The sequence below is a fragment of the Terriglobia bacterium genome, assembly GCA_035712365.1.
GTDB lineage: Bacteria > Acidobacteriota > Terriglobia > UBA7540 > UBA7540 > SCRD01.
The window spans coordinates 326,357-350,706 of record DASTAW010000048.1; the positions used below are offsets into that span (position 1 = coordinate 326,357).

Here is a 24,350-nt window from a genome sequence, read left to right on the forward strand (position 1 = left end):
TATGCTTATGGCGGAAGCAGAAAATCGGTCGTCACAAAAAGGCGTAACTCGGATCGTTGGCGTTGTAGGCGCGGGGACGATGGGCAGCGGAATCGCGCAGGTGCTGCTCCGCAGCGGGTATTCCGTAGTTCTGCACGACACCACACAGGAACTGGTGGGGCGCGGGGCGGAAAAGATATCGTTGGGTCTGGCGCGCGAGGTTGAGAAAGGCCGGCTGACGGCAGAGGAAAAGCAGCAGGCTGAAAACCGGCTGAAGACCACCACTGAGCTGGTTGCTCTTGCTTCCGCCGACATGGTGATCGAGGCGGTCACGGAAAAATTTGAAATTAAGGCGGAAGTCTTCCGTTCGCTTGACGTCCTCTGCCGCCCGGAAGCGCTTTTTGCCAGCAACACCTCGTCGATTTCGATCACGCGCCTTGCGAGCGTGACACGGCGCCCGACGCGGTTTGTTGGGCTGCACTTTTTCAATCCCGTGCCGGTGATGAAACTTGTGGAAATTGTTCCCGGGCTTGATACTGCGGAAGAGACCGTGGCAGCAGCCGAGCAGATTGCTACCTCGGTGGGCAAGACGCCCATCCGCGCCAGGGACTTGCCGGGATTCGTCTCAAACCGATTGCTGATGCCGATGATCAACGAAGCCGTTTATGCCGTGATGGAGGGTGTGGCCGCTCCGGAAGGTGTGGACGGAGTGATGAAGCTGGGCATGAACCATCCCATGGGACCGCTGGAGCTTGCCGACCTGATCGGCCTGGATGTATGTCTGGACATCATGAACGTGCTCCACGAAGGGTTTCACGATTCAAAATACAGGCCATGCCCGCTGCTGGAAAGAATGGTGGAGGCGGGCCGGCTGGGGCGCAAATCGGGGAGAGGGTTCTACAGTTACGCAAAGGCGTAGCCCAATCGAGAGTCGGCGCGGCTTCCACGAAGAGAAAAGTCAGGGAAAACCAGCCGTCGCATAAGACCTGTCAAGCACGCCTGAGGGACAAAGGGAGGGTTCGAGAATGCCAGAAGAACGAACTGAACGTATGAGGGCCATCGAGGTGGCCCTGACTCAAATCGAAAAGCAGTTCGGCAAGGGCTCCATCATGCGCCTGGGATCGAAAGGGGCGCTGGTACCGGTAGAGGTGATTCCTACGGGGGCGCTTTCCCTGGACGCAGCGCTGGGCGTGGGAGGCGTTCCGCGCGGCCGCGTGATAGAGGTTTACGGCCCGGAAGCCAGCGGCAAAACCACCTTAACACTGCACCTTGTAGCCGAGGCCCAGAAACGCGGCGGGATGGCGGCCTTTGTGGATGCCGAGCACGCCCTGGATGCGAAATATGCTGCGAGGCTGGGCGTGGACGTTGACAACTTGCTGGTTTCGCAGCCCGATTTCGGTGAGCAGGCGCTGGAAATTGCGGAGGCCCTGGTACGCTCAAACGCCATTGATATCATTGTGATAGATTCGGTAGCAGCCTTGGTTCCACGGGCCGAACTGGAGGGCGACATGGGCGACTCCATGCCCGGCCTGCAAGCCCGGTTGATGTCACAGGCGCTGCGCAAGTTGACCGCATTGGTTTCAAAATCAAAGACTTGCCTCGTTTTCATCAATCAGATTCGAGAAAAGATCGGGGTGATGTTCGGCAATCCTGAAACTACCACAGGCGGGCGCGCGCTGAAGTTCTACTCATCCGTGCGCCTGGATGTCCGCCGGATTGCCTCAATTAAGGATGGCGACAAGGTGGTGGGCAACCGGACCCGCGTTAAGGTGGTGAAAAATAAGATGGCGCCTCCGTTCCGCGACGCCGAATTCGACATCCTGTACGGCGAAGGCATTTCGAAGGAAGGCGACCTGCTCGACCTCTCCGCAGGAATGAACTTGATTGAAAAGAGCGGTTCGTGGTATTCCTTTGCTGGAGAACGGATTGGGCAGGGGCGGGAAAACACCCGCCAATTCCTGCAACAGAATCCGGATGTTTACGAAAAGATTGAACGAGAATTGCGCAAAGCACTGAATCTGCCGTCGTCGAAGGAGGCTGAGCCAGCCGATGCTGGCGCGGCAAAAGGCAAGAAGTAGTCCTGCCTGCAAAACGGCTTGAGATCCAGAAGCCATATGCGTTGTTGATAAAGCTTTTAGACGGTGCGCCAGCCCGCGAGAGGATGTTTGTGCACGCTGGGAGACAATTGAAGAGACGTATTCCTCTGCTGGTTGTGCTCTCAGCGCTCATGGGATTCATCCTTCCCGGCGGAATTCTTCCGCAGGTGCTGGCAGCCGCCCGGACGCCGGTTGTGCATCGACTCATCCGCCATTCGAGGCGACGACGGGTCCGCAGGCGCTGGAGTCCGTGGCTTGTCAGTTCCTACGACCAAAATCCCGGCGCGGGCGACATCACGGAAGGCGACGACCCCGGCGTGCGCCAGGCCGCGCTCCAGGCATTAGGCAAACTGAATGGAAGCATCGTGGTGGTGGATCCGAGCGACGGCCGGATCCTCACGGTCGTCAACCAGAAACTGGCTTTCAGCGGAGCTTTCCGGCCCTGCTCAACTTTCAAGCCTATCGTGGCCCTGGCGGCGCTGAATGAAGGCATCATTACGCCGCAAACAAAACTCTATGTTGGCCGCCGCTCGAGGATGGATCTGACGGATGCGTTGGCGCATTCAAACAATCGGTTCTTCTACAAGCTAGGCCAGATGGTTGGTTTTACGGTCCTGTCCCGTTACGCGCTTGAGTTCGGGTTGGGAGCGAAGGCGGGCCTGGACATTAAGGGAGATTTGCCCGGCGAATTTCCGGCCGAAGCTCCCACCGACGGGGAGGTGGGTTATCTGGCCTATCTCGGCAAAGGGATCGAGGTGACGCCCCTGCAATGGGCGGCCGTGGCTTCAGCCTTCGCCAACGGCGGAACGCTCTACTACCTGCAGTATCCACGGACACAGGCACAACTGGTAAATTTCCAGCCCCAGGTGCGACGCCAACTGAGCAACCTGCAAGCACAATTCCCTGAGGTGAGGGAAGGCATGGCGGCAGCGGTATCGTATGGCACAGCCCGCCTGGCCAACGACGGAGTTGTGCAAATACTGGGGAAGACAGGGACGTGCAGTGAAGACGGCGCGAGGCTGGGATGGTTCCTTTCTTACTCCGACGCGCCACCGCGATACGTGGTTGTAGTCCTGTTGCGAGGAGGCTGGCCAATGGACGGCCCGCACGCTGCTGAAATTGCAGGCCGCCTCTATGAAGGCTTGCAGCAAGTTGTCCCCAACGAGCTACGGGAAACCAAGACCCTTCTCGGCCAGTAGCTAAGCCTGACGGCACCCCGGAGGGCGCGGATTATCCCAGCCCTTCCACTCCGCTCAGGACCGATTCTTATGCCTTTGCTTGCGCTTCAACGTTGCCGGCGTGCAACCCGCATTCCTTCTTCGTCTGATCTTCCCACCACCAGCGCCCTTCGCGTTCGTGTTGCCCCGGCAGCACCGCACGCGTGCAGGGCTCGCATCCAATGGAAACGAAGCCGCGTTCGTGCAGAGGGTTGAAAGGAACGTTGTTTTCGCGGATGTAATTCCAGACCTGCCTGGAACTCCAGTTGGCCAGAGGATTGAATTTGATCAGGTCGCTTTCGGGCGTGGAAAAGACGGGATCAACTTCAACCACAGCCACCTGCGCGCGCGTGGAAGGACTTTGATCGCGTCGCTGGCCGGTGACCCAGGCGTCGAGAGTTCCAAGCGCCCTCTTAAGCGGCTCAACCTTGCGGACCCCGCAGCACTCTTTGTGGCCGTCCTGGTAGAAAGAAAACAGCCCCTTCTCCTTCACCAGCTTCTCCACTGCAGCCACTTGCGGGAAGAAGATCTCGATCGGAAGGCCGTAGTGCTGGCGGACTTTGTCAATGAACTGGTAGGTCTCGGAATGAAGCCTTCCCGTATCGAGCGAAAAAACCCTGAACTTGCCGCCCACTTTTGCCGCCAGATCGATCAGGACAACGTCTTCCGCCCCGCTGAAGCTGATCCCGATGCCGTCCGAGTAGTTTTCGAGCGCGAACTGCACGATCTCAATTGGATGCCGCTCGGCAAGTAACTTAGCAATCTCAGGAATATCTACTGTTCCAAGTTCCATATCTTCCTTTCGTCCATTTCAGAGTTAGATGGCCGGCAGGCCATGCCCCGTACCTCATCTAGCCGATGAGCAAGCGCGCCCCCAGCGAAAAGTAGAGGATGCTGAACAGCCAGGTTATGTAACGTTCGGGAATGCGGCGGGTCAGCCGGCTGCCGATAATCACCCCGGGCACTTCGCCCGCCACCAGCAGCAGGAACAGGTTGGCGTTGAAATTCCCCATCTCCCAGTGCAGCGACCCGGCCAGCGCCGTCGTGACCAGCCCGAAGAGGATGTCAGTCCCCACGAGGCTCCCAAGCGGCAACGGTACCAGCACCAGCAAGGCGATCATCAGCAAGCTTCCGCTGCCCACCGAGGTCATGGAGACCAGGAACCCGACGATCGCGCCCACCCAAGCCAGTTTGAGGCCGCCCTCTCGCCAAGTGAGGTCTGCAAGACCGGAGGAAACCACCCGCTGCTTGCCCCGCAGGAAAGGCAGGAAAAATGAGACGCCGAAAAGAGTGAGGCCCAGTAGAACCTTTAAGGCATGGTCGAGCTGGCCTTCAGACATCATGCTTTTCAGGAAGTGGATAAACAGGATGCCCCCAAGCGAAGCGGGGATGCTTCCCGCCAGCAGGTATCCTGCCATGTTCCACCGTACCTGCCCCAGCTTGCGGTGCTCGACCACGCCCACCAGCTTGGTGAGTGCCCCGCTCATCAGGTCAGTGCCGATCACCGTCAGCGCGCTGAACGGGGTCAGGATCAATAGGAGTGGCGTCAGGATGACGCCCGCGCCCGTGCCCGTCAGGCCGACCAGGATGCCGGTGATGAAGGCAAGAAAACTTATCAGCACGCTGCCTCCTGCTGGAGTTGCTGGCTGAACGCCTGGTGAAGGACCGCCGCCACTTCGGGCCGGGTAAATTCGGGCGGCAACTGTCCGCCATCCCGCAGCACAGTGCGCACCTGGGTGCCACTCAGCATCACGCGGGACTGCTTATCGTGCCCGCAGGTCTTTTGCGAGGCCATGCCGGAGCACTCGCGGCAGTAAAAGGTGTGTTCAAAAAACAGCGGTATGATTCCCAGTTCATCCTTGCCGAACTCGCTGAAGATCTTCTGGGAGTCGTATGGGCCATAATAATTCCCGACCCCGGCGTGGTCGCGCCCCACGATGAAATGCGTGCAGCCAAAGTTCTTGCGGATGAGCGCATGGAAAATGGCTTCCCGCGGGCCGGCATAACGCATGGAAGCAGGATTCAAGGCCAGCAGCGCGCGGTCGCGCGGGTAGTAGTTCTCAAGCAGCACTTCGTAGCAGCGCAGCCGGACCTCCAGGTTGATGTCATCGGACTTGGTCTCGCCTCCAATGGGGTGCAGCAGCAACCCGTCAACAATTTCGAGAGCGGCCTTCTGGATGTACTCGTGAGCGCGGTGCACGGGATTGCGGGTCTGGAAGCCGACCACTGTGTTCCATCCGCGCTCCGAAAAAATTCTGCGGGTATCAGCAGGACCCAACTTGTATTCTGAAAATTCTCCGTTTGGACGCCGGAAAACTTCCACTGGACCGCTGATGACCCAGTCACCCCGCGAAGCCACGTAGCGGGCGCCCGGATGGTCGCTATTGGCCGTGCGGAAGACCGCCACGGATTCCGCCTCACGGTCGTAATGAAAAATGTCCTGAATTTCAAGAATTGCGAGGAGCGTGCCGGTGTCGTCCGCCAAGGCTAGGCGCGAAGCATTCTTCAGGCTATCAGCCTTTTCCTTGTTGACGGCCAGCGTAACCGGCAGCGTCCAGGGAAGGCCGTTGGCCAGGCGCTTATCATTGATGACCCGGGTGTAATCCGCCCTTCCCATAAATCCCTCGAGCGGACTGAAGGCGCCGATGGCCAACATCTCCAGGTCAGAAACTTCAAAGGGATTCAGTTGGATCACGGGAAGCGCCAGAGCGGCAGCCTCCAGTTCCGCTGCCTTTTCTCCGCTCATCAAACGATTTACGAGCCGTCCTCCGTGGGGTTCGATCATTTCCTTTTTTTCTCCTCCAGCTTCCTGCTCCAGCTTCCATTTCGTAGAGCGTCCAAAAACAAAAACGCCCGCCAACGTTTTCGTCAGCGGGCGTCCGTTTAAGAACTACTGGAAGTTCGAATTACAAGTCGTTAATTCCAGCCACACGGCGCCCACCAACGGAAGACGTACAACAACACATACACATCCGCTGTGCGCCTGCGCCATTAACCGGCTTGTTCATCGAGACTGCCATAGATGAATAAACAAGATTGTAACAACCCTGCCCAGCCCTGTCAACAGATTTTAAGCGTCGGCCCATCCGATTGGAATTATTCAAGATAACCCGACGGCACTGCCTTTCAACGGTCGACCAGATCCGAAAGGTCGATCAGTTGGGAGATTGAGGTGATGCGGGGGCATTCCGCGTCCGGATAAGCGCCCACGCGGTCGATCAGAATGCCGTGAAGGCCGGCGAGTTCGGCGCCGCCCATGTCGATGGGATACGTGTCGCCCACATAAAGCGCCTCGTGAGGCTTAAAGCCGGCCCGGTCCAGGGCCAGCTTGAAAATCTCGGGATGCGGCTTTTCAACGCCTACAACTGAAGAGTCGATCACAAACTCCAGGTATTCGTGAAGACCGGCGCTCTGGAGCTCGCCTTCGACCGTGCCGTCGGAATTCGAGATCACGGCGAGGTAGTACCCCGCCGACTTCAGTTTCTGGAGAGTTGGGAGCGTGTCCGGAAGGACCTTGGACCAGGTGCGGGTATCCCGAAATCCCGCAATTACTCGATCGCTGAGATCCTTGCGAGCCTCTGCCGGGGGCCCGAGTTGGTCCATCAGGGCCGTGAGATAATGCTCCCAGAAAACATGGTTAGTGGTTCGAGGAATGCGCCCGTTCCGAATCTGCGGCCAGAGCACTTCATCCAGTTTTTTCTTCCCCGCACGCTCCGCCTGGTGGAATTGCTCGACGCGGGCCGGAAAGCCGGCAGCCTCGAGGTCTTGAGCAAGCCTTTCAAGCTGTGGAAAAAGCAGGGTGTACCCTGCATCCAGGAAAATAGCGCGTATGGGTGCCTTCATTCAGTCGATTTCCTTTCGCCAATCGGCCGCGGCCAGCGTTCCTGGTTACGTAACAGCTATCTGCTCGATCTGCTTGATCAGTGCTTGCTTTTCGTGTTCCGGCAGAAAGGCAGCGCGTACCGCGTTTTCGCAAAGCTCCACCGTCTGAACCGGAGAAAGCGCAAATTCAGCGGCAGCCTTCGTGAATTCCTGTTCGATAGAAGTTCCGAACAGGGCCGGGTCGTCCGAATTCAGAGTTATCGTAACTCCGGCGTTCAATAATGTCGGCAGCGGATAGTCACGAAACTCCGGCAACAACCCTATCGATACATTGCTGCCGGGACAGCCCTCGAGTGGAATTCCGCGATCGCGCAGGAGCGCCATCACTTCGGGATCGCGGGCGGCCGCAAGGCCGTGGCCAATCCGCTCCACGTTGAGCAGCTCAACCGCGTCGCGGACGCTGTCCGGCCCGGTGGTTTCTCCCGCATGGGCCAGGGTGTGCAGGCCGCAGTCGCGCGCCTGGCGATAAACGTCTGCAAACAGGCGTGCCGGGCCGCGCTCCTCATCGCCGCCCAGTCCGAACGCCACAACTCCGTCGGACCGGTACCGGCCTGCCCACTTCACCACTTCGCGCGCGTGATCGGGCCCAAACTGACGGACGGCATCAAGAATCCAGCTGACCTTCATGCCGAGACGCGCTCCAGCCTCGATCGACGCGGCGTGGACGGCCTCATACACCTGATCGAGCCGCTGCTGCTTCCAGAGGATCACGCCCGCGGCCAGCGTGATCTCCGCATACTTCACGTTTTGCTCTGCCAGCCACTCCATGAGCCGGACGGTTGCCAGCGCATAGTCTTGCGGAGTATCGAGCAGCAGGACGACAAACTTGAACGCCTCGATGAAATTCGCGAACGTCGAATAGCGATAACCCTGCAGCTCCCGCTCCAGAATCCATTGCGCGACTTTACTCTCCATGCTGCCCTTGCCCCGCGATAGCTCGCGCAGCGTGTCCGGCCGCAGGCTTCCCTCCAGGTGCAGATGGAGTTCCGCTTTGGGCAGCTTTGTGATGAAGCCGTTGGGAAGGGGCATGTGAATATCCTTCAAGGCGCGCCAGGTGTATCCGCGAGGCACCCGCAAGGGAAGGTTCTCGGGAGCAACTAATGGCCGGGCAAGTCAGGGCGACCGGCGTTGAGCCACGCGCTGTACCAGTAAGAACCAATATCGTGCGCAGCTTCGCTGATCTCCTTCATCGCTGTCGATCCTACTCGAGAATAGAAAGCGTCAAAATAGGCATCGGTGTAGCCCGTCCGGCCCTGCTGGGCCACAAGATCGGCCAGGACTATCTGATTAACCCAGGTGTTGGCTTCCAGGATCATCTGGAAGGCCTGCTCAGTGGGATCACTTACCTTTGCCGCGTTGTCAGGCCTGAACATGAAAAAGTGGGAAAAGCGTTCGACCAGCTCGTCGCCAAAGCGCATTTCGAGCCCGGTCTGCCCGGTCATCTGGCCGTTGTAATTTTGCGTTGTGTGTAATGGGTCGTGAGCATCCGCCACATAGAAGGCGAGCGCCGCGCTGTTCAGCTTCACCTGCTCCCAATCGTGGGCGCGGAAGGCGTTGGTCAGTTTAAGACTGTATTCTCCGATTTGCCAGGGCAGCACGCCGTTGCGCGTGATGTGCTTCGCCCCGTACTTTGCGACGGCGGCCTTGTAGGAGTGCGGAAGCTCGAGGTGAGGGAACATCCCATACTTGTTGAGAAAAATGTAGTGGCGCATCTCCTCATATCGGTCCTTTTTTATCCACTCTGCAGGATCGTTCGCATGGCCGAGAATCAAGTTGCGGTTTGAGAGATAGTAGCTGTGCAAATTCGGAGGGAGAGTGCCGATGGCCCAGTCATCCGCCAGCCGGTGGGCCTGCCGTCCCCAGCCATACGCGGGTGGGGCCGCGAGGAGTGCGACGCCAGCCAGCACAAAAAATACGCCCAGGATGTGGATACATTTCTGCTGAGGGCAGGGGGCGGATTCAGAAGATGTAGGTTTGAGCTTCATCCTGTCCGGTTGTGATGCCATCGGGATGCACGAGTATCCTTCTTATTCTACAACATGGCGCGTCGCCCTTTTTTACGTTTGGCCGTAGTGGGGGAGACCAGCGCCACGATCGGCGGTCATTTCCGGCCCCGTGGAACCCTCACGGGCAAACTCGCTGTGACGGCGGCTGTAAGTAAAGTAGATGACAAGACCGATGACGAGCCACACCAGAAACCGCAGCCAGGTTTCCACTGGCAGGCTGGCCATCAGGACCAGACAACAGGCCATGGACGCGATGGGAATCAGGGGCACCCAGGGAACGCGAAAGGAACGGCGGCGGTCCGGCTGGGCTCGGCGCAGCACAAGAACCCCCAGCGACACCAGCAGGAAAGCAAACAGAGTTCCAATGTTGGAAAGATCAGCGAGTGTCCCGATGTTGAAAATACCCGCCGGGATAGCGACAAACAGACCCGCTGTCCAGGTGCTGACGTGCGGTGTGCGAAATTTCCTGTGAACTTTTGAGAAAATCCTCGGCAGCAACCCGTCGCGCGACATGGCAAACCACACGCGGGCCTGTCCGAGCTGAAACACCAGCAGCGAACTGAGCATGCCCGTGAGCGCGCCGATGGTCACCCAGCGTTCCACGCCAGGAAGCCCGATGGCGGCCAGGGCATTGGCCACCGGGGCCGCGTTTCGCAAGGTCTGCCAGTTCTGAATTCCGGTAAGCACAATCGCCACCGTGCAATAAAGAACCGTACAGACAACCAGAGAGGCGATGATGCCGAAAGGAACATCCTTCTGCGGATTGCGGCACTCTTCAGCGGCGGTGGAGACCGAATCGAAGCCGATATAGGTGAAGAAGACGATGGCCCCGCCCGTCAGCACTCCCTGGAAACCATTGGGCATAAAGGGCGCCCAGTTGGAAGGATGTACATGTCCGGAAGCCCAGATGACGAAGATCCCAATGGCGGCGATCTTGACCGCTACCATGAAGTTGTTGGCGCCGGCGCTTTCCCGGATGCCGATCACCAGAACCACGGTGAGAACCATCACCACCAGGAAGCCCGGCAGGTTGAAATACGACCCACTGAAGTGGAGGGATGAATCGAGCATGGGCTCGGAAAGCTGTGCGGGCAGAGAGAGACCCAGGTTATGAAGCAGGCTATCAAAGTAAGCGGAGTAGCCCACCGCCACGGCCATGTTGCTGACCGCGTATTCCAGGATCAGGTCCCACCCGATGATCCAGGCCACCAGTTCGCCGAGCGTCGCATAGGTGTACGTGTATGCGCTGCCCGCAATCGGAATCATGGAAGCCAGTTCCGCGTAGCAGAGTCCTGCCAACCCGCAGGCCACCGCCACCAGGAAGAAAGAAAGGGCGATGGCCGGACCCGCGCCGGGCCGGCCTGACATCCCAATTGCGTGCTCCCCGTGAAGAAGGACGCTGAGCAGAGGGGCCTTGAGCAGAGAGTGGGTCTCAAGGCTCTCGCCCGCCGCTGCAGTGCCCGTCAGCACAAAAATGCCCGCGCCGATAATCGCCCCTACGCCCAGGGCCGTCAGCGACCACGGACCGAGCGTCTTGCGAAGCCGATGCTCAGGCGCATCGGCATCCGCAAGCAGTTTTTCAATGCTCTTCGTGCGACGGAATTGTGAGACCAAAACACTCCTTTAGAAGAAGCATCGGGAAGTGCCGGAGCGGCGGACCATAAATCGGATGTTCAGAGCGGCCGGCGTATCCTAAATACAAGCTGCCGCCGGACACCGATGCGGAGGCAGAGATGGCGCGGCACGCCCGCCGCAAGCGACCTTCTACTTACTTGCGTGTGGCCTGGCCTGGGCCTCTCTTCTTGACCTTGGGTCTGTGCGAGCCGCGCGGCTCAGTCTGCTTGGGTTTGGGAGGCTGTTTCTTGCGCGCCTCCCGCTTCTTTTTCTTTCGCTCTGCCTTGTCTTTGACTGATTTCGTATTCACCTGTCGTCTCCTGGTTCATCTGTGCAGTAGGTTTGCTCCGCTTATTCCTGAACCTCTTGGCCCCGCCTCCTTGGATCGTGCGGCGTCGACCGCCGCCAGCAGTTTCTGCGGGCCTTCCCATCCCACGATTTCATGAACGATGACGCCTTCCTGATCGATTACGAGCACCGTGGGAATAAAGTGTACAGCAAACTTCTTGAAAAGCGTTCGATCCGGGTCAATGAGCGCCGGAAAGCCATAATGGTTTTCATGTAGAAAACTTCTGATGGTCGCCGGGTCCTCATCATCGACGGTGAGGACCTCCACGTCCTTGCGCCCCACGAAGATTTCCTGAAGGATCGGCAACTCGCGCTTACAGGGAGCGCACCACGTCGCCCAAAAGCTCAGGAGCACGACCTTGCCCCGAAAGTCGCTCAGGCTGACGCTGTTCCCTTCGATGTCATTCAGCGTAAAATTTCCCGCTGAAATTCCCTCAACACCTTGGCCCTCGCCGGGGAGTTCCAGCGCCACAACGCGCCAGGCATTGGCGGGCGGCGCGAAGGTGAATAAATCCGGAGGGCGCGCGGCATGGGTAGCGATTTCACGGACGCGGATTTCATCATTCACCAGCGTGCGGCTGCCTGAGCTTGCGGGGGCCTGGGTCCTCTTCTCCCGCAGTACGAGAAAACTCGACCTGCTGATCCACAGTTCGTCCGTCACGCCTTCCAAGCGGATCGCAATCCGGTAGCAGAGGGTCTGCCTGCCCTTGAACTCAATCTTTTCCTTGTCCTCGAGGGTTGCATTCTTTTCCAGTTGGGCCAGCTCCGCAAAGTGGCCCACCAGAAGCTCGTATGCTTGCTGAAACACGTCTTCATGGCCGCCAGCGGGCCCCTGCGCGCCGGACCCATCCCTCAGCGCGGGTCCCGCGCGTTGGGTATATTGGTTCTTAACGGGCGCGTACTGCCAGGTTGTCTTCCCGTCACTGACGATCAGAACGTCGGGTTCATCGCCGGTCAGCGTCATTCGCGCGCGGCCCTGCCAGTCGCCATCCAGCGAAATTTCCGAGTGGCGGGAGAAGCCAGAGTGAGCTTGCAGGAAAAAGCTCTCCCGCGTAGCGGCGATGTGGTAATTGTTCAGGTGGCCGTAAACGTAGCCAACCCTCCGCAGGATTGTGGAGGCGCTGGGCGGCGCGGCCCGCACTGTCGCGGCCGCCACCAGGAAGGCAATCACACAAGCTGAAGCCCCACAAAAGATGCGCACTCCGATACGGCATTTCCACACGGAAGGTGCGCCGTGCCCGCTTCTCTGTTCATCGGAGGCTGCTTGGTACGCCATCGCTTGCCTTCCGCTGCCAATACGCCACCGCATCAGATTCTCTCGAGGGAGGCGTAACGCTCCACCAGCTTCTTGCGGCCATAACCGGGAAAGCTGACGGTGACCCTGGTGTCTGCACCTTCCCCCTCTGAATGGAGAACTGTCCCGATCCCGTATTTGGGGTGTCGCACCTTCGAGCCCTGTCGCCAGCGCGCCGGGGTCGCCTGCCGGGAATGCGGAATCGCCGGTTCTGAGCTGGGTGGTCCCACTTCGCGCCTGCGCTCGGAGAAAAACCTTTCAATACCGTCAACGGAATTGACAGCATTGCCCCACGTCGTGCGCGGCTTGGAAGAAAACATTGCTGCATTGAGCGGATCGATCAGCTCCTGCGGGACTTCGCTCAGGAAGCGCGAAGGCATTGTGCCTTCCTGCGACTGCCGGCCGTAAAAACGGCGCTCGCGCACCCAGGTGAGCACCAGGCGGTCACGGGCACGCGTCATGCCTACATAACACAGGCGCCGCTCCTCTTCGAGGGCGGCGTCATCATCGCCTGAAAGCTTATGGGGAAAGAGGCCCTCTTCCATGCCCGCCAGGAAAACAACGGAGAACTCAAGGCCCTTGGCGCTGTGAAGGGTCATCAGCGTCACGCGGGCGCGCTCGTCGTAACTGTCGGCGTCTGAAACCAGCGCGGCGTGGTCCAGGAAATCCGTCAGCCGCTCCCCGCGCTCTTCGGCTTCTGCGGCGGCATTCACAAGTTCGCGCAGGTTCTCGATGCGGCTTTCCGCTGCCGGCGTATTTTCTGCATCCAGCATTTCAATGTAATGCGTATGGTCGAGAATGGCGCGGAAGAACTCGCTGAGCGAATGCGTCTCGCGGTCGGCCGATAGGCCCGTCATGAGCGAGTGGAAATCATCCAGCGCCTTCAGAGCTCGGTTCGAAAATGTCTGCGTGCCGGCTGCCAAAGCGTATTTCAGGGCCTCCCACAGTGTCACGCCGCGCTCTGCGCCCAGTGCCTGGAGTTGTTCGATGGTGGTATCTCCTATGCCGCGCGGCGGCGTGTTGAGAATGCGTTGCATGGCGGAGGAATCGCGCAGGTTATTGGCCAACCGCGCGTATGCCAGCGTGTCCTTGATCTCCGAGCGGTCGTAGAAACTGGTCCCGCCCACCACGCGGTATTCGATGCGATTCCTGCGCAGGGCTTCTTCCAGCGTCCTCGACTGCGCGTTGGTGCGGAACAGCACGCCAACGCTTTCCACCGAATCCTCGCCCAGCGCCTTTGTAATCTCGCTGGCAACAAACCATCCTTCTTCATCCGCATTACGCGCTTCGTAAAGCCCCACGCGCAGACCTGCGCCGCGGTCAGTGCGCAGGGATTTGCCTTTCCGCGCCACGTTGTGGCTGACCACCGCTGTGGCCGCATCCAGAATCATCTGCGTCGAGCGGTAATTCTGTTCCAGGCGGATGATGGCTGTGCCGGGATAATCCTGGTCAAAGTTCAGGATGTTTTCGATGTCGGCCCCGCGCCATCGGTAGATCGACTGGTCTTCATCACCCACTGCGCAGATATTCTGCTGAGCTCGCGTGAGCTGCCGGATCAACTGATATTGGATCCGGTTGGTGTCCTGGTATTCGTCCACCATAAGGTAGCGGAAGCGCCGGTTGTATTCCTCCGCCACGTCAGGAGCATCATCAAGCAGCGCCACGGTCTTCAGCAGCAAGTCGTCAAAGTCGAGTGCGTTTGATTGGCGCAGCTTGCCTTCGTACCGCTCAAAGATTGCGGCAAGATTACGCGTTGAGGGGTCATAAGCCCCGTCCCGCATCCGCTCTGGAGAGACGCCACGATTCTTGGCAGCGCTGATGCGCGCCAGCACCGAACGCGGCGAACTGATCCAGTCACTCAAGCCCAATTCCTGCCCCGCAACCTTTATGGCCCGCTGCTGATCATCCTCGTCATAAATGGTGAAATCGCGCGTGTACCCCAGGCGCTCGATGTGGCGGCGAAGCACGCTGACGCAGAACGAGTGGAAAGTGGAGATGTGCGGGAGGCGGCCAATTCTTCCCTCGAGCAGCACCGCCACGCGGTCCTTCATCTGGCCGGCAGCCTTGTTGGTGAAGGTCACAGCCAGAATGTTTTCCGGCGGAACGCCGCAAACCTCGATCAGGTAAGCGATGCGGTAAGTGATGACGCGCGTCTTGCCGCTGCCCGCCCCCGCCAGGATCAACAGCGGCCCGCCGGTGAGTTCCACGGCGGCGCGCTGCTGCGCGTTAAGCTGTTCCAGTAATGGCTTCATTCCGGATTCATCAGGCAGGAAGTTCTCGCGGCGGTCCCCATCGGCGCGGTCCCTGCGTTTCCCGTTGCTGCCGGGCGCATCGCCATACGGAAGGCCCAGCCAGCAGGGTGCGAAGACTCGATTGTACACGATGACCGCGAAGCAACCAAACTGCGCAACTTTGAGGGCGCGCAAGACTCACGCTGAAAGCTTGATTCATGCGATCTCCGGAGCCTTGAGACGGTTCGGGAGCCGTGCCGTTTTCAGAGGATGGACCTGCCTTTTTCCAGTTGCTCGAACTTTGTGAAGCGCCGAAGCGTCTAACAAATAGAAGGGGTTGTCGGATGCCCCTCACGCCACAACTCCGGTGGGGCTGACGCCCGAAGATTTGGCGCGCCGCGCTGGGCCGTGCCGGAGGCGCCTACCGGCCCGGCACTGACTTCGACCAGTGTCCCAGCAAGAGGTCTGAAGCGACGGAACGCTGACACTCAGGGGCCGGCCGTCAACATAATCAGCATGGAAAACTCACGCAACGAGCGCCAATCCCAAACTACCGAAAGTCAAAGGCTGGTCTGGAAGACGGCGATCGTGTGTGCGATTGTAGTCGGCACGAATGTCGCCGGTAATTATGCTCTGGCGCGTGGGCTGCGCCACATCGGGGGCATTGAATCCTGGTCGCCTCTGCCTTACATCAGGGCCTTCGTTCACTTCTGGATTGCAGCAGGGGTGATCTTGATGGTGATCTGGCTGATCGCGCGCCTCGCATTGCTGAGCTGGGCTGACCTGAGTTACGTCCTGGTGGTGACTTCGTTTTCGTATGTTCTCTCGGCTGTAGCTGGTGCGGTGGGGCTGAATGAGAACGTGACGTGGATTCACTGGTTGGGGATTTGCCTCATCACCCTGGGCGTGGCCCTTGTCGCGCGCACGGCGCCCCACACCACCGGCCGTCTGGAGTCTGAGGAATGACTTTTCTTATGATTGCGATTGTGGTGATCGGCGGCACCGCCGGTGACGTACTCTGCAGCGCGGGGATGAAGCGGCAGGGCGAACTCGAAGGTTACGGCCCGGGCAGCATCATGCGGATGTGCTGGAGCGCGGCCCGGGACCCGTTTATTCTGGCCGGAATTCCGGCCATGGCCGTCTCATTCTTCGCGCTGATCGCGCTGCTTTCTACTTCGGCCCTCAGTTTTGCCGTGCCGGTCTCAGCCAGCAGCTATGTGCTCGAGGTCGCCCTGGCCAAGTACTTTCTGAAGGAAGAAGTCCACTGGAAGCGCTGGGCCGGCGCGGCGCTGGTAACTATCGGCATCGGCCTGCTTTTCATTTGAGAAGCCGCTCAGTAAACGATTGTGAAATTGCCGTCGGGGCGGGTGTAAACACTCGGCAGGCCCCAGACGGGTACACCGGCCGCATGGCCTTCGGCGCCGACGGGCTGGCCTAACTTATCGAAGGCTTGCCAGGCGAGTGAACCACCCTTCTTCCATCCGGTCCCTTCCGTCCACGCCAGCAGCACCTGGCCTCGAGAATTGGCGGCTACGGCGGGATGTTTACGGTCATTGCTTTGGCCGGGAGCGGCGAATGAAGAAGAGGATTGGAAGGTCTCTGGATTGATTGTGTCGAAGTACACCTCTCCGGCCTTTTCCCACGCGGCCAGCACCCGCTGTCCCCCGGCACTCAGGTAGGCCGTACTCATTGGGCAGGCGTTCAGTTGCCAGGACGAAACTTCACTCGTGCGGAACGTGCGCCCGCTGTTCGTAGAGAACAGCAGCGTCATGTTGCGATGGATGTCTTCGGCAGCGGCGCGATACAGGACGAACAATGCGCCGCTGCGATCGGCAAAGGCGCGCATTCCACAGCAGCCGCAGGCGCCCAGTGAAGCAGGCGAAACCGGCCGTTCGCGCGCGAAGGTCTTGCCGTAATCGATCGAACGCGCCAGATAAACGCGCCGGTGAGCTTCACCGGGAGTCGTTCCCGTGGCGTGCCACACCACGTAGACCTCGCCCTTCGGGCCCGCGGCAACGGAAAGCCCTCCATCGAGACCCTTGGCGTATTGCACCAGATTGCGCTGCGGCGTGAAGCCTGTACCGGACGGATTGAGGCGCGAGAACAGGAGCGGAGTTGAACCATCCGGTCCTTTGGGGGTTGCCTTCGACGAGCCAAACCAGACGACATCAACTTGCCCTTTTGGACTAACCGCCATTTGCGGGCCGCGCACCGTGCCCACCGCGAGGGCGCTGGCCGGCTGGCTATTCACCCGAATGGGTTTTGAAAACGCATTCGCGCCCGGCGCTCGCCGGACGTATTCGATGTTGCCCGCCGATGCGTCGCCCGTGAAGTAAATCATGTGGAGCACGCCGCGCGAATCGATTGCGGTCTGAGGTTGTATCCCGCCGCCCGGAGTGCGCAGGAGTTCCACCTGGGGCGCTTGCGGCGTCTCCGCGGCTTCCGAGTAAACGAACGCCGCGGCGGCGATCACGGCGCCAATCGTCAGCAGGATTTTCAGCCGGTGAAGTTTCATCAGAGAGCCTCCAGGCGCTACTTCTTTTTCGGCGGCTGCGACGGTCGCATTTCGATGCGGCTGGCGAGCGCCGTCTTCGGGAAGTTGTACAGGTCCACCACGGCCTTGGCGATGTCCTCTCCTGTCAGTTTCCATGAGGTGCTGGACTTGCTTCCCGGAGCGGCTCCAAAGTCGGTGTCCACACTGCCCGGCATGATGTAGCTGACGCGGATGCCCTCATGCCGAACGTCTTGCATCATGGCTTCGCTGAATCCGTTCAACCCGAACTTGGAAGCATTGTACGCGCTGCCGCCCGCAAACGGATTCACGCCTGCCAGGCTGGAGACGTTGAAAATGTAACCACCGCCGCGCTTCCGCAACAGCGGAATGGCTTCCCGGCAACAGTAGAAAACTCCCGAGAGGTTCGTCTGGATGGTTTCGTCCCACTCTTCGGGCGTCAACTGGTCCACGGGTTTGAAATGGCCCAACCCCGCATTATTGATTAGAATGTCGATCCCGCCGAACTTTTCCGCCGCGCCCTGCACCACTTTGCGGCAGTCCTCGTAGCGGCGCATGTCCGCCGCGATACCGCCCACCTTGCCCTCAGACTGCTTTCCCAGCGACTCGAGGGCCTTTTTCAGGCGTCCGGCGTTGCGCCCGCAGATGAAAACCTTGGCGCCCTCGTCCAGCAGCCGCTGCGCGATGCTGTAGCCGATGCCCCGCGTTCCACCCGTTACGATTGCAACTTTGCCTTGAAGATGCTCTCCCATTCACGCCTCCTGATCCTTCGTTTCATGATAGCACCGTCGCATGCGATACCGCGCCGCACACCGGCTTGGGCTTCAACCCACGGATTTTGCGAACCGAGAAAGCGGAAAGCTTCAGCGGCGGCAGGAAGGGCGCAGCCGCTGACGGCTAAAAATTCTCAATGATGTCGGTGACCAGCGTCCGGGCAAAATCCTGCGAGAGGCGTTCGAGGGCTGGCTGGTCTTCCTCGAACAGCGCCGTGGTGGACTGGCTGACCTGGTACTCCCCGCGAAAGACGTAATTGGGATTGGAGAACAGCACCTTCCTGGTATGGAAGTCGATCAGTTCGACATCGGCGGTCACCTGGATCTGGAACGTGGTGGCTCGGCCGGTGTTGGGGTCAAAGGTGAGGACACCGGAGTGGACGGCGTTGATGGTCCCCTTTAGTTCGGCATCGGCGCCCGCCAGATCGGGCGTGATGCGAAAGCTGGTGCGCTGGATGAACTCACGCGTAACGGCGGCGGCGACCTGTTGCTCGATGCGGAATCGGGTGCTCTTGTTGGCGAACACAGGAACGGCGATGGTCTTGATGTCGGGCGGCAGGCGCGTCGAGGCGCCGGCCACCCGGTAGCCGCAGGCAACCGTCAGCAGGATGGAGCAGACGGCAAGCGCGGCGGCGATGGCGCGGGAGAGAGGTTTCATTTCAGCAGGTGCAGCGGCTGGCGCTGCCGGTGCAGCCCCTCCGCAATCAGGACGGCGTTGACGGCCGCAATTCGCATGTTGTCCGCGACGGCCCAGAGCCAGAGCCCCGCGGGATGCGCGGCATCGGGTTGAATGGCGTCAACCAGGATATCATTGGAGCCCGCCGCATCGGCCTGCGAGGGGGCCTTCTCGGATGCCCGCCGGATCACCACTGGCGCGCCATCAATCGCCGCAACCAGGTCCGAGGGCGGCACGCGTTCCTGGGTCTCAGCATAGAGCGAAACGGCGGTGGAGTAAAACACAGGTGCCTGAATCAGCCGGATTGCGGGCGCCGGGGCACGGCCGCCGAGGCAGGAATTCAATTCGTTTCGCACGCGCGACTCCAGCCCATCGGCCTTTTCGAACCCGGCTCCCAGGCGCGGCAGCAAATTGAAGGCAATCTGGGCTCCGAAGGCTTCGCGCGGCATTTTCTGAAAGCTGAGCAGGTTGACCGTCTGCTTCTGGAGTTCGTCAATGGCGCGCGGCCCTATTTCCGAAGCCGGACTGAAAATTTGCGCCACTGCGCTGCGCAGGCGCAGTCGTGCCGCCAGCCGCAACAGCAGAACGCCCGTGGCCAGCGTCGCCGCGTGCGGAGCATTAATCACATGGAGGCCCTTGCCGGCGGCAGAGTCGTGAGCGGGGGCGGAAGGTCCCTCGATGAAAGGCGCCCGCAAATCGGCGGTCGCGCCCTGCGAAACGCTTGAACAAAGATCGATGACGACGCGCGCGCCCTGGGGACCGTTCCGTTCACGGCTGGCTCGCTCCATCCAGGAAGCCAGCCCCGGGTGTTCCGCGGCGATAAATGCGAAATCAAAACGGGCGGGAACCTCTTCCTGGTGATCCGCTGCGGCACGGCGCCGCCGGCTGAGGTCCACGATGGGCAAACTGGGCTCGCCGGCTTCTCCGGAAACGGTCACCAGTTTGGCGACGGGGAACTTGCGCTCCTCAATAACTTCCAGGAGCTCTTTACCGAGCAGTGTGGCTGCACCGATAACAGCCACATCGTAGCCGGCGGTCTTCATCGGGCCTTCACCTCTTCGCGAACGGAAGGTCCGGGGCGATGCCGGCCCGGAATCTCGTGGAGAAGCCCCGACATCGCGTAACTGAGCGCCAGCACCAGCAGGACAGGTTCCGAATAAAACAGGATGGCCAGAATGACCAGCCCGATAAAAATAGTCGTTACGTAAGTACGCCGGCGGCGCAGGTCAAGCGACTTGAAGCTGTAGTAGCGGACCCGGCTGACCATCAGGAAGGCCAGGCCAAGCGCCACCAGCAGCCAGACCACAGCGAATGGCCAGTAAGTGACAGGATCTTTCTGCCAATGCACTACGGCGGCGACTACGCCGGCAGCCGCCGGAATGGGAAGGCCGACAAAGTAGCGGCGGTCAACGCCGGGCTTACCGGACTCGATGTTAAACCTCGCCAGGCGGGCCGCACCGCAAATGAGGAAAGCGAACCCAATAATCCATCCCACAGCGCGCAGGTGGTGCGTCAATGGAAGCTGCGAAGCATCGATGGCCGGGCGCACTCCCCAGGAGTAAGCAAGCACGCCGGGAGCCAGGCCAAAGGCGATCACGTCAGCCAGCGAATCGAATTCACGCCCGAAGTTTGAGGTTGAGTTGGTGAGGCGCGCGATACGGCCGTCCAGCCCGTCGAACACAATCGCCCATCCGATCGCCTTGGCAGCATTGTCAAAAGCGGCGCTGGCCATCGCGCCGGCTGCGCCGGCTACTATCAATTGCGAGCCCTGCAGAGTGCTCAGAATAGCGTAATAACCACAGATCAGGGTTCCGACAGTAAACAGGCTCGGCAGAACGTACATGCCCCGCCGCACCCGGTGGTTGTTCGCCGCCGCTTCCATTGCTTCGTTTGCTCCGGGGTCCATTTCACCTGCTGGCGCCAATGATCGTGCTCCCAGCTTTCACATGATCGCCGATTTTCACGGATAAGGCCACCTCGGGAGAAAGCAGCACATCCACCCGCGATCCAAACTTGATCATACCGATGCGGTCTCCGCGCTTCACGCAGTCGCCAATTTTTTTCCAGAAGACAATCCGCCGCGCCAGCACGCCCGCAATCTGGCGGACAACGATTTCGCCGTTTTCGCCGGCCACCGTGAACGTGTTGCATTCATTATCAACCGATGCGCGAGGCCCGGAGGCCATTCGGAAGGACCCTTTCCGATAAACCACGCTCTCGATGTTCCCCGCAGCGGGTGAGCGGTTTACGTGAACGTTGAGTGGCGACATGAAAATGCTGATTCGCTGGCGGGAACGGCCGGCGTAGTCTTCTGGGCGAATCTCCACCACGCGTCCGTCTGCAGGGGAAACAATCACCCCGGGCCCCGATGGAACCAGCCGTTCGGGGTCGCGAAAGAAATTCAGTACGAATAGCGCGAGGATAAAAAAGAATGCGGCGGCAATAAAGAAAAACCTGCCCGGCCAGTAAAACCCAAAGCCTAACAGCCCGCCCGCAATTAACACCAGCGGCAGGCCGTACCAATACCCCTCTTTCACCATATCTGCTGGGTGCGCAGGCCCCCCCGGTTCAGGAAGCAAAGCCCGACATGGCCCAGCCACCCGCCACGATTGAGTACAGATATCCGCACCCTCACTCAGCCCTTCACTGGCGAGGGAAGGAATCGGTCGCTCTGCCGGCTCTCCCCGCTACGCAGCCGATTTCCCGGTTTTTAGCAACACGGTCATCTGGTCCTTGAGGCGCAGTTTCAGCTTTTTCAGCCTGACTTCCTCAAGTTTTTCATCTTCCGTCAGGAAGGATTTAGCCTCCAGCCGATCCAGTTCGGCTGCGTACCTGCCGTGCTCCTCGCAAAGGCGCTGATACTCGTTGCTGTTGGCCATCGATTTATCCCGGACGGCCTCGGTAGGGGTGCTCACGGGTGTGCCACCTCCCTCTGGAATTATTTTACTCCGTCAGGCTAGCACACACGCACAGCGGGTTCAAGCCGGAAAGATGAACTTGTCTGGGTGGATAGGTATGCAGGGAGCCAGCACTTCAGACGGTAGGCCCTGGGCGGCTTCAGGGCCCACCGGAAAAGGAAAACCCGGCCAGACGGCCGGGTTTTCGATCAAGAACGATATGATCAGGAATACAGCTTTTAATGAAGAAAGCGGCTGAAAAGCAGCTGCCGCTGGAGTAGCGCCTTACTGCCCCGTTTTCTGACCTTCTTTCGCACCCTTCTTCTTGGCATGCTTCACGTGCTTCTTGCCTTGAGTCTGGGTCGTGGCAGCGGTCTTCTTGTGCTTCTTCGCAGCGAAAGCTGGCATCGACAAGGTGGTGGTCATAGCGATCGCGGCGATGAGTGTAAAGAACTTCTTCATAGGTTGTACAACCTCCTAATTAGGGATTACTTCGTGAGCAAATCGAGCACGAGACGTTCCAAAGCCTGGGTACAACGCGGGCCGTACCGGACAACTGCAGCTGCTCCAATTCATTAGATTCTCGGGCCGGGCGTCGGCAGTCCGCGTTCCACCGGCAGGCTTCCAGCTCTTTACACCATATGGTGCGTCGCTTACACGATATCGGTTGACGCCTCTCGACTGGGGCGGTTGAATTGCGAGGTGAGACTCTGCGTCCGGGCCCGGCGTCTTCGCAACGACCAACGACCGCGAATTTCGGCGTCAAGCCTAAGATCACGGCTGAACGAGCTTATAAACAAGAACCAGAGCATCCTCTTTCGGATTCAGGTAATACTCCTTCCGGCGGCCCAGCAACTCAAAGCCCAGGGAATAATAGAGTTCCACCGCTGGCAAGTTCGATTCCCTCACCTCTAGCAAGACCCTGTGCGCGCCCGATTCGGCCAATCTCCTGCACCCTTCTCTCAGGAGCGCGCGGGCAATACCCTGGCGCCGATGAGACGGGCGGACGGCGACATTCCAGAGTTCTGATTCTCTCTCGATTCGATAGAAGGCCGAAAATCCCACGATTTCGGGCAACGTCCGGGCCTCCGACTCAGCCACCAGGATCATTCCTTGGGGATCAGCGGCCAGCCGCTCATAATCACGCCCTCGCCAGCCTGCAGTTGTTCTGATTGTATTCTGAATCTCAAGGACAGCCTCCAGATCATCCCGCCGGAACAGCCTCACTTGCATTTTGCCCGCGGCATCAAATACGGAGCTTTTCCGGAGCTTCTCAGGGGAGGAGACAGCGTTCGATTTGCTCAATCAGCTTCCTGCCTTGGCCACAGAGGGCCGCCAGTTCATTTCCGCGTCAGAACGGCGGATGTAGCAGGCGTCCAGCTCATCTGGCGTGGATTTTTCGCTCCGCTCGAAGGCGCCAAGCGCTATCCTCGCAATGGCATCAAGCAACGTTCCCGGCAGTTCAACCCTGGAGACATCCTGCCCCAGGCTTTCGCCGAGAGACCGCGCTTTCAGGTCATGGGAGCGCGTCAGAAATGCAATCGTACCGCCCCAGAAGGTGCTGCACTGGCCGCCTTGGTTGAGAGCTTCCAGCATGGCGTCAAGGCGTTTGGGATGCACAAGCTCACCCTGCGCAAGCGCTTTAAAGCCGCGGTGATCACCGGCAGCATCGGCAACTCTTCGGTAAATGCAGGCAAAGAACTCGCCGCGGCGCGCGTCAAGAATCGGAACGGCCCAGTCCGTTTCTGGATGCGCCTGCTCAACCATGGCTTCCAGCAGGTTTACTCCCTTGATGGGCCGCCCGAAGGCCTTTGCCCAGCCCTGTGCCGCCGCAAGCCCTACGCGGATTCCGGTGAATGATCCCGGCCCGTTTGACACCGCGTAAAGCTCGATATCGGGGTATCCCAAGCCGGACTGCGTCAGCGCCCGATGCACGAGGTCAAACAACGTGACCGCATAGCGCGAAGCAGGTCCCTCGTTTTGAACAAGAGCCAGGCATGTGCCCCGGTCGTAAACCGCGGCCCCTCCATGCTCACTGGTGGTGTCGATTGCCAACACTCTCATTTGAAACATTATAACTGCCTCAACCGCTCCACATTTGCAATTCCTTTGCGGGGTGGTGAATTTGGCAATCAGGAAGCTTGTTCAAACGTCGCGGAGTTCTTCTTCATTGAGTCCAAAATAGTGTCCGATTTCGTGTAGAAGGGTGTCACGAATCTGCCGCCGGACTTGTGCTTCGGTCGAGCAGACGGCCTCAATGTTCTTCTGGTAGAGAAAAATATGATTGGGGGGATCAGCGGAAAAGACGCTTTTCAGCGTCCTCGGGACCCCGGAGAAAAGTCCCAGCAGCAGACCACCACGATAGGGCTCCAGCGGCGGAGAATCTTCAACAATGATCGCGAGATTGGAAAGCCTGCTGCGAAAGGGATCGGGGAGGCTTTCCAGGACCTCATTGGCAAGTTGCTCGAAACGCTCGCGCTCCACAGAACCATTGTACATCCCTCTGGTTTTCAATTGGTCCTGGCTGAAATGCCACGGCTTCCGGCCGAAGTCGCGGGCCGGGGTAATCCGGCCGATTATGTTAGAATGGCGGATAATGCTGGCGGCCTCATTTCTCAATCCTATTCCATTCCGCTGCGCCACGCTGGGGGCGGGACATGTTCGGCTGATGCGCGGGACTGTTTGGAGATCGATGGGCGTGGAAACAGCCGGCGGTACCCGGTCGCTCGCCGATGACCTGAAGATGCTGGAGGCCGGCGCGGACCGGCTAGGAAGCACTACCTCGGCTCGAATTCTGGCGGCAGCCGCCTGTCTTACAGGATGAC

The 24,350-nt window shown here is 59.6% G+C and carries 27 protein-coding genes; 6 read left to right on the forward strand and 21 right to left on the reverse strand.

From position 1 onward, the window contains the following. Window positions 1–7 precede the first annotated feature (7 nt). The 3 genes from VFQ24_15420 to VFQ24_15430 all read left to right on the forward strand — a co-directional run bounded on the left by VFQ24_15420 (window position 8) and on the right by VFQ24_15430 (window position 3,274). A complete protein-coding gene (locus VFQ24_15420) occupies window positions 8–898 on the forward strand; it encodes a 3-hydroxybutyryl-CoA dehydrogenase (protein ID HET9179744.1) in 891 nt (296 codons plus the stop codon). Between the two features lie 106 nt (window positions 899–1,004). Further along, a complete protein-coding gene (gene recA, locus VFQ24_15425; protein HET9179745.1) occupies window positions 1,005–2,057 on the forward strand; it encodes a recombinase RecA in 1,053 nt (350 codons plus the stop codon). A gap of 107 nt (window positions 2,058–2,164) precedes the next feature. Then, entirely contained in the window at window positions 2,165–3,274 is a 1,110-nt protein-coding gene (locus VFQ24_15430; GenBank protein HET9179746.1) for a penicillin-binding transpeptidase domain-containing protein, read from the forward strand. 67 nt (window positions 3,275–3,341) lie between these two features. On the opposite strand, the gene VFQ24_15435 is transcribed toward VFQ24_15430, so the two are convergent. The 10 genes from VFQ24_15435 to VFQ24_15480 form a co-directional block, all read right to left on the reverse strand. Further along, complete coding sequence (locus VFQ24_15435; protein ID HET9179747.1) at window positions 3,342–4,085, reverse strand: phosphoadenylyl-sulfate reductase; 744 nt, start codon at window positions 4,083–4,085, stop codon at window positions 3,342–3,344. A gap of 58 nt (window positions 4,086–4,143) precedes the next feature. Beyond that, the gene (locus tag VFQ24_15440) at window positions 4,144–4,914 is read right to left on the reverse strand and encodes a sulfite exporter TauE/SafE family protein (protein HET9179748.1); all 771 of its coding nucleotides are present in this window, start codon (window positions 4,912–4,914) and stop codon (window positions 4,144–4,146) included. Further along, complete coding sequence (gene sat, locus VFQ24_15445; protein ID HET9179749.1) at window positions 4,908–6,077, reverse strand: sulfate adenylyltransferase; 1,170 nt, start codon at window positions 6,075–6,077, stop codon at window positions 4,908–4,910. Before sat ends, VFQ24_15440 begins: the two co-directional genes overlap by 7 nt. Before the next feature lie 341 nt (window positions 6,078–6,418). Continuing rightward, the gene (locus tag VFQ24_15450) at window positions 6,419–7,135 is read right to left on the reverse strand and encodes an HAD-IA family hydrolase (GenBank protein ID HET9179750.1); all 717 of its coding nucleotides are present in this window, start codon (window positions 7,133–7,135) and stop codon (window positions 6,419–6,421) included. Between the two features lie 45 nt (window positions 7,136–7,180). Continuing rightward, on the reverse strand, window positions 7,181–8,203 hold the full coding sequence (gene add / locus VFQ24_15455) for an adenosine deaminase (GenBank protein HET9179751.1): 1,023 nt from the start codon (window positions 8,201–8,203) through the stop codon (window positions 7,181–7,183). Window positions 8,204–8,271: 68 nt separating this feature from the next. After that, on the reverse strand, window positions 8,272–9,180 hold the full coding sequence (locus tag VFQ24_15460) for a hypothetical protein (GenBank protein HET9179752.1): 909 nt from the start codon (window positions 9,178–9,180) through the stop codon (window positions 8,272–8,274). A gap of 51 nt (window positions 9,181–9,231) precedes the next feature. Then, window positions 9,232–10,794: an amino acid permease gene (locus VFQ24_15465; protein ID HET9179753.1), complete on the reverse strand. Its 1,563-nt coding sequence runs from the start codon at window positions 10,792–10,794 to the stop codon at window positions 9,232–9,234. A 154-nt stretch (window positions 10,795–10,948) separates the two neighbouring features. Beyond that, on the reverse strand, window positions 10,949–11,104 hold the full coding sequence (locus VFQ24_15470) for a hypothetical protein (protein HET9179754.1): 156 nt from the start codon (window positions 11,102–11,104) through the stop codon (window positions 10,949–10,951). A gap of 15 nt (window positions 11,105–11,119) precedes the next feature. After that, the gene (locus VFQ24_15475) at window positions 11,120–12,418 is read right to left on the reverse strand and encodes a redoxin domain-containing protein (protein HET9179755.1); all 1,299 of its coding nucleotides are present in this window, start codon (window positions 12,416–12,418) and stop codon (window positions 11,120–11,122) included. Window positions 12,419–12,450: 32 nt separating this feature from the next. Further along, a complete protein-coding gene (locus tag VFQ24_15480) occupies window positions 12,451–14,817 on the reverse strand; it encodes a UvrD-helicase domain-containing protein (GenBank protein ID HET9179756.1) in 2,367 nt (788 codons plus the stop codon). Window positions 14,818–15,255: 438 nt separating this feature from the next. Here VFQ24_15480 and VFQ24_15485 point away from each other — a divergent pair, with 438 nt between their 5' ends. Both VFQ24_15485 and VFQ24_15490 read left to right on the forward strand, forming a co-directional pair. Then, a complete protein-coding gene (locus VFQ24_15485; GenBank protein HET9179757.1) occupies window positions 15,256–15,633 on the forward strand; it encodes a hypothetical protein in 378 nt (125 codons plus the stop codon). Then, window positions 15,630–15,992 carry an EamA family transporter gene (locus tag VFQ24_15490; GenBank protein ID HET9179758.1) on the forward strand — a complete coding sequence of 121 codons (363 nt, stop codon included), beginning with the start codon at window positions 15,630–15,632 and terminating at the stop codon, window positions 15,990–15,992. Before VFQ24_15485 ends, VFQ24_15490 begins: the two co-directional genes overlap by 4 nt. Before the next feature lie 8 nt (window positions 15,993–16,000). Here VFQ24_15490 and VFQ24_15495 read toward each other — a convergent pair whose 3' ends face one another. The 11 genes from VFQ24_15495 to VFQ24_15545 all read right to left on the reverse strand — a co-directional run bounded on the left by VFQ24_15495 (window position 16,001) and on the right by VFQ24_15545 (window position 24,039). Further along, complete coding sequence (locus tag VFQ24_15495; protein ID HET9179759.1) at window positions 16,001–17,182, reverse strand: hypothetical protein; 1,182 nt, start codon at window positions 17,180–17,182, stop codon at window positions 16,001–16,003. Between the two features lie 17 nt (window positions 17,183–17,199). Continuing rightward, window positions 17,200–17,931, reverse strand: a complete 732-nt coding sequence (locus tag VFQ24_15500) for an SDR family oxidoreductase (protein ID HET9179760.1) — start codon at window positions 17,929–17,931, stop codon at window positions 17,200–17,202. A 145-nt stretch (window positions 17,932–18,076) separates the two neighbouring features. Then, the gene (locus tag VFQ24_15505) at window positions 18,077–18,610 is read right to left on the reverse strand and encodes an LptE family protein (protein ID HET9179761.1); all 534 of its coding nucleotides are present in this window, start codon (window positions 18,608–18,610) and stop codon (window positions 18,077–18,079) included. Then, window positions 18,607–19,671 carry an Asd/ArgC dimerization domain-containing protein gene (locus VFQ24_15510; protein ID HET9179762.1) on the reverse strand — a complete coding sequence of 355 codons (1,065 nt, stop codon included), beginning with the start codon at window positions 19,669–19,671 and terminating at the stop codon, window positions 18,607–18,609. The genes VFQ24_15505 and VFQ24_15510 overlap by 4 nt, the downstream gene beginning before the upstream one ends. Next, window positions 19,668–20,534 carry a CDP-diacylglycerol--serine O-phosphatidyltransferase gene (pssA, locus tag VFQ24_15515; GenBank protein HET9179763.1) on the reverse strand — a complete coding sequence of 289 codons (867 nt, stop codon included), beginning with the start codon at window positions 20,532–20,534 and terminating at the stop codon, window positions 19,668–19,670. Before pssA ends, VFQ24_15510 begins: the two co-directional genes overlap by 4 nt. A gap of 1 nt (window position 20,535) precedes the next feature. Then, entirely contained in the window at window positions 20,536–21,168 is a 633-nt protein-coding gene (locus VFQ24_15520) for a phosphatidylserine decarboxylase (GenBank protein ID HET9179764.1), read from the reverse strand. A 147-nt stretch (window positions 21,169–21,315) separates the two neighbouring features. Continuing rightward, the gene (locus tag VFQ24_15525) at window positions 21,316–21,543 is read right to left on the reverse strand and encodes a DUF465 domain-containing protein (GenBank protein ID HET9179765.1); all 228 of its coding nucleotides are present in this window, start codon (window positions 21,541–21,543) and stop codon (window positions 21,316–21,318) included. 267 nt (window positions 21,544–21,810) lie between these two features. Next, complete coding sequence (locus VFQ24_15530; protein ID HET9179766.1) at window positions 21,811–21,987, reverse strand: hypothetical protein; 177 nt, start codon at window positions 21,985–21,987, stop codon at window positions 21,811–21,813. A 312-nt stretch (window positions 21,988–22,299) separates the two neighbouring features. Then, entirely contained in the window at window positions 22,300–22,830 is a 531-nt protein-coding gene (rimI, locus tag VFQ24_15535) for a ribosomal protein S18-alanine N-acetyltransferase (GenBank protein HET9179767.1), read from the reverse strand. Further along, window positions 22,831–23,598 (reverse strand): tRNA (adenosine(37)-N6)-threonylcarbamoyltransferase complex dimerization subunit type 1 TsaB, encoded by a 768-nt coding sequence (gene tsaB / locus VFQ24_15540; GenBank protein HET9179768.1) that lies wholly within the window; start codon window positions 23,596–23,598, stop codon window positions 22,831–22,833. A 72-nt stretch (window positions 23,599–23,670) separates the two neighbouring features. Further along, a complete protein-coding gene (locus tag VFQ24_15545; GenBank protein HET9179769.1) occupies window positions 23,671–24,039 on the reverse strand; it encodes a metallopeptidase family protein in 369 nt (122 codons plus the stop codon). A gap of 82 nt (window positions 24,040–24,121) precedes the next feature. On the opposite strand from VFQ24_15545, the gene VFQ24_15550 reads away from it, so the two are divergent. Beyond that, window positions 24,122–24,349, forward strand: a complete 228-nt coding sequence (locus VFQ24_15550) for a hypothetical protein (GenBank protein HET9179770.1) — start codon at window positions 24,122–24,124, stop codon at window positions 24,347–24,349. Window position 24,350: the final 1 nt, after the last annotated feature.

Excerpts from the sequence above, each read along its gene's own strand:
- VFQ24_15510 (HET9179762.1), bottom strand. The coding sequence starts at position 19,671 with ATGAAGACCGCCGGCTACGATGTGGCTGTTATCGGTGCAGCCACACTG.
- VFQ24_15475 (HET9179755.1), bottom strand. The coding sequence starts at position 12,418 with ATGGCGTACCAAGCAGCCTCCGATGAACAGAGAAGCGGGCACGGCGCA.
- VFQ24_15550 (HET9179770.1), top strand. The coding sequence starts at position 24,122 with ATGCTGGCGGCCTCATTTCTCAATCCTATTCCATTCCGCTGCGCCACG.
- VFQ24_15450 (HET9179750.1), bottom strand. The coding sequence starts at position 7,135 with ATGAAGGCACCCATACGCGCTATTTTCCTGGATGCAGGGTACACCCTG.
- VFQ24_15530 (HET9179766.1), bottom strand. The coding sequence starts at position 21,987 with ATGAAGAAGTTCTTTACACTCATCGCCGCGATCGCTATGACCACCACC.
- VFQ24_15495 (HET9179759.1), bottom strand. The coding sequence starts at position 17,182 with ATGAAACTTCACCGGCTGAAAATCCTGCTGACGATTGGCGCCGTGATC.
- VFQ24_15505 (HET9179761.1), bottom strand. The coding sequence starts at position 18,610 with ATGAAACCTCTCTCCCGCGCCATCGCCGCCGCGCTTGCCGTCTGCTCC.
- recA (HET9179745.1), top strand. The coding sequence starts at position 1,005 with ATGCCAGAAGAACGAACTGAACGTATGAGGGCCATCGAGGTGGCCCTG.
- pssA (HET9179763.1), bottom strand. The coding sequence starts at position 20,534 with ATGGACCCCGGAGCAAACGAAGCAATGGAAGCGGCGGCGAACAACCAC.
- VFQ24_15435 (HET9179747.1), bottom strand. The coding sequence starts at position 4,085 with ATGGAACTTGGAACAGTAGATATTCCTGAGATTGCTAAGTTACTTGCC.
- add (HET9179751.1), bottom strand. The coding sequence starts at position 8,203 with ATGCCCCTTCCCAACGGCTTCATCACAAAGCTGCCCAAAGCGGAACTC.
- VFQ24_15490 (HET9179758.1), top strand. The coding sequence starts at position 15,630 with ATGACTTTTCTTATGATTGCGATTGTGGTGATCGGCGGCACCGCCGGT.
- VFQ24_15420 (HET9179744.1), top strand. The coding sequence starts at position 8 with ATGGCGGAAGCAGAAAATCGGTCGTCACAAAAAGGCGTAACTCGGATC.
- tsaB (HET9179768.1), bottom strand. The coding sequence starts at position 23,598 with ATGTTTCAAATGAGAGTGTTGGCAATCGACACCACCAGTGAGCATGGA.
- VFQ24_15520 (HET9179764.1), bottom strand. The coding sequence starts at position 21,168 with ATGGTGAAAGAGGGGTATTGGTACGGCCTGCCGCTGGTGTTAATTGCG.
- VFQ24_15500 (HET9179760.1), bottom strand. The coding sequence starts at position 17,931 with ATGGGAGAGCATCTTCAAGGCAAAGTTGCAATCGTAACGGGTGGAACG.
- sat (HET9179749.1), bottom strand. The coding sequence starts at position 6,077 with ATGATCGAACCCCACGGAGGACGGCTCGTAAATCGTTTGATGAGCGGA.
- VFQ24_15460 (HET9179752.1), bottom strand. The coding sequence starts at position 9,180 with ATGGCATCACAACCGGACAGGATGAAGCTCAAACCTACATCTTCTGAA.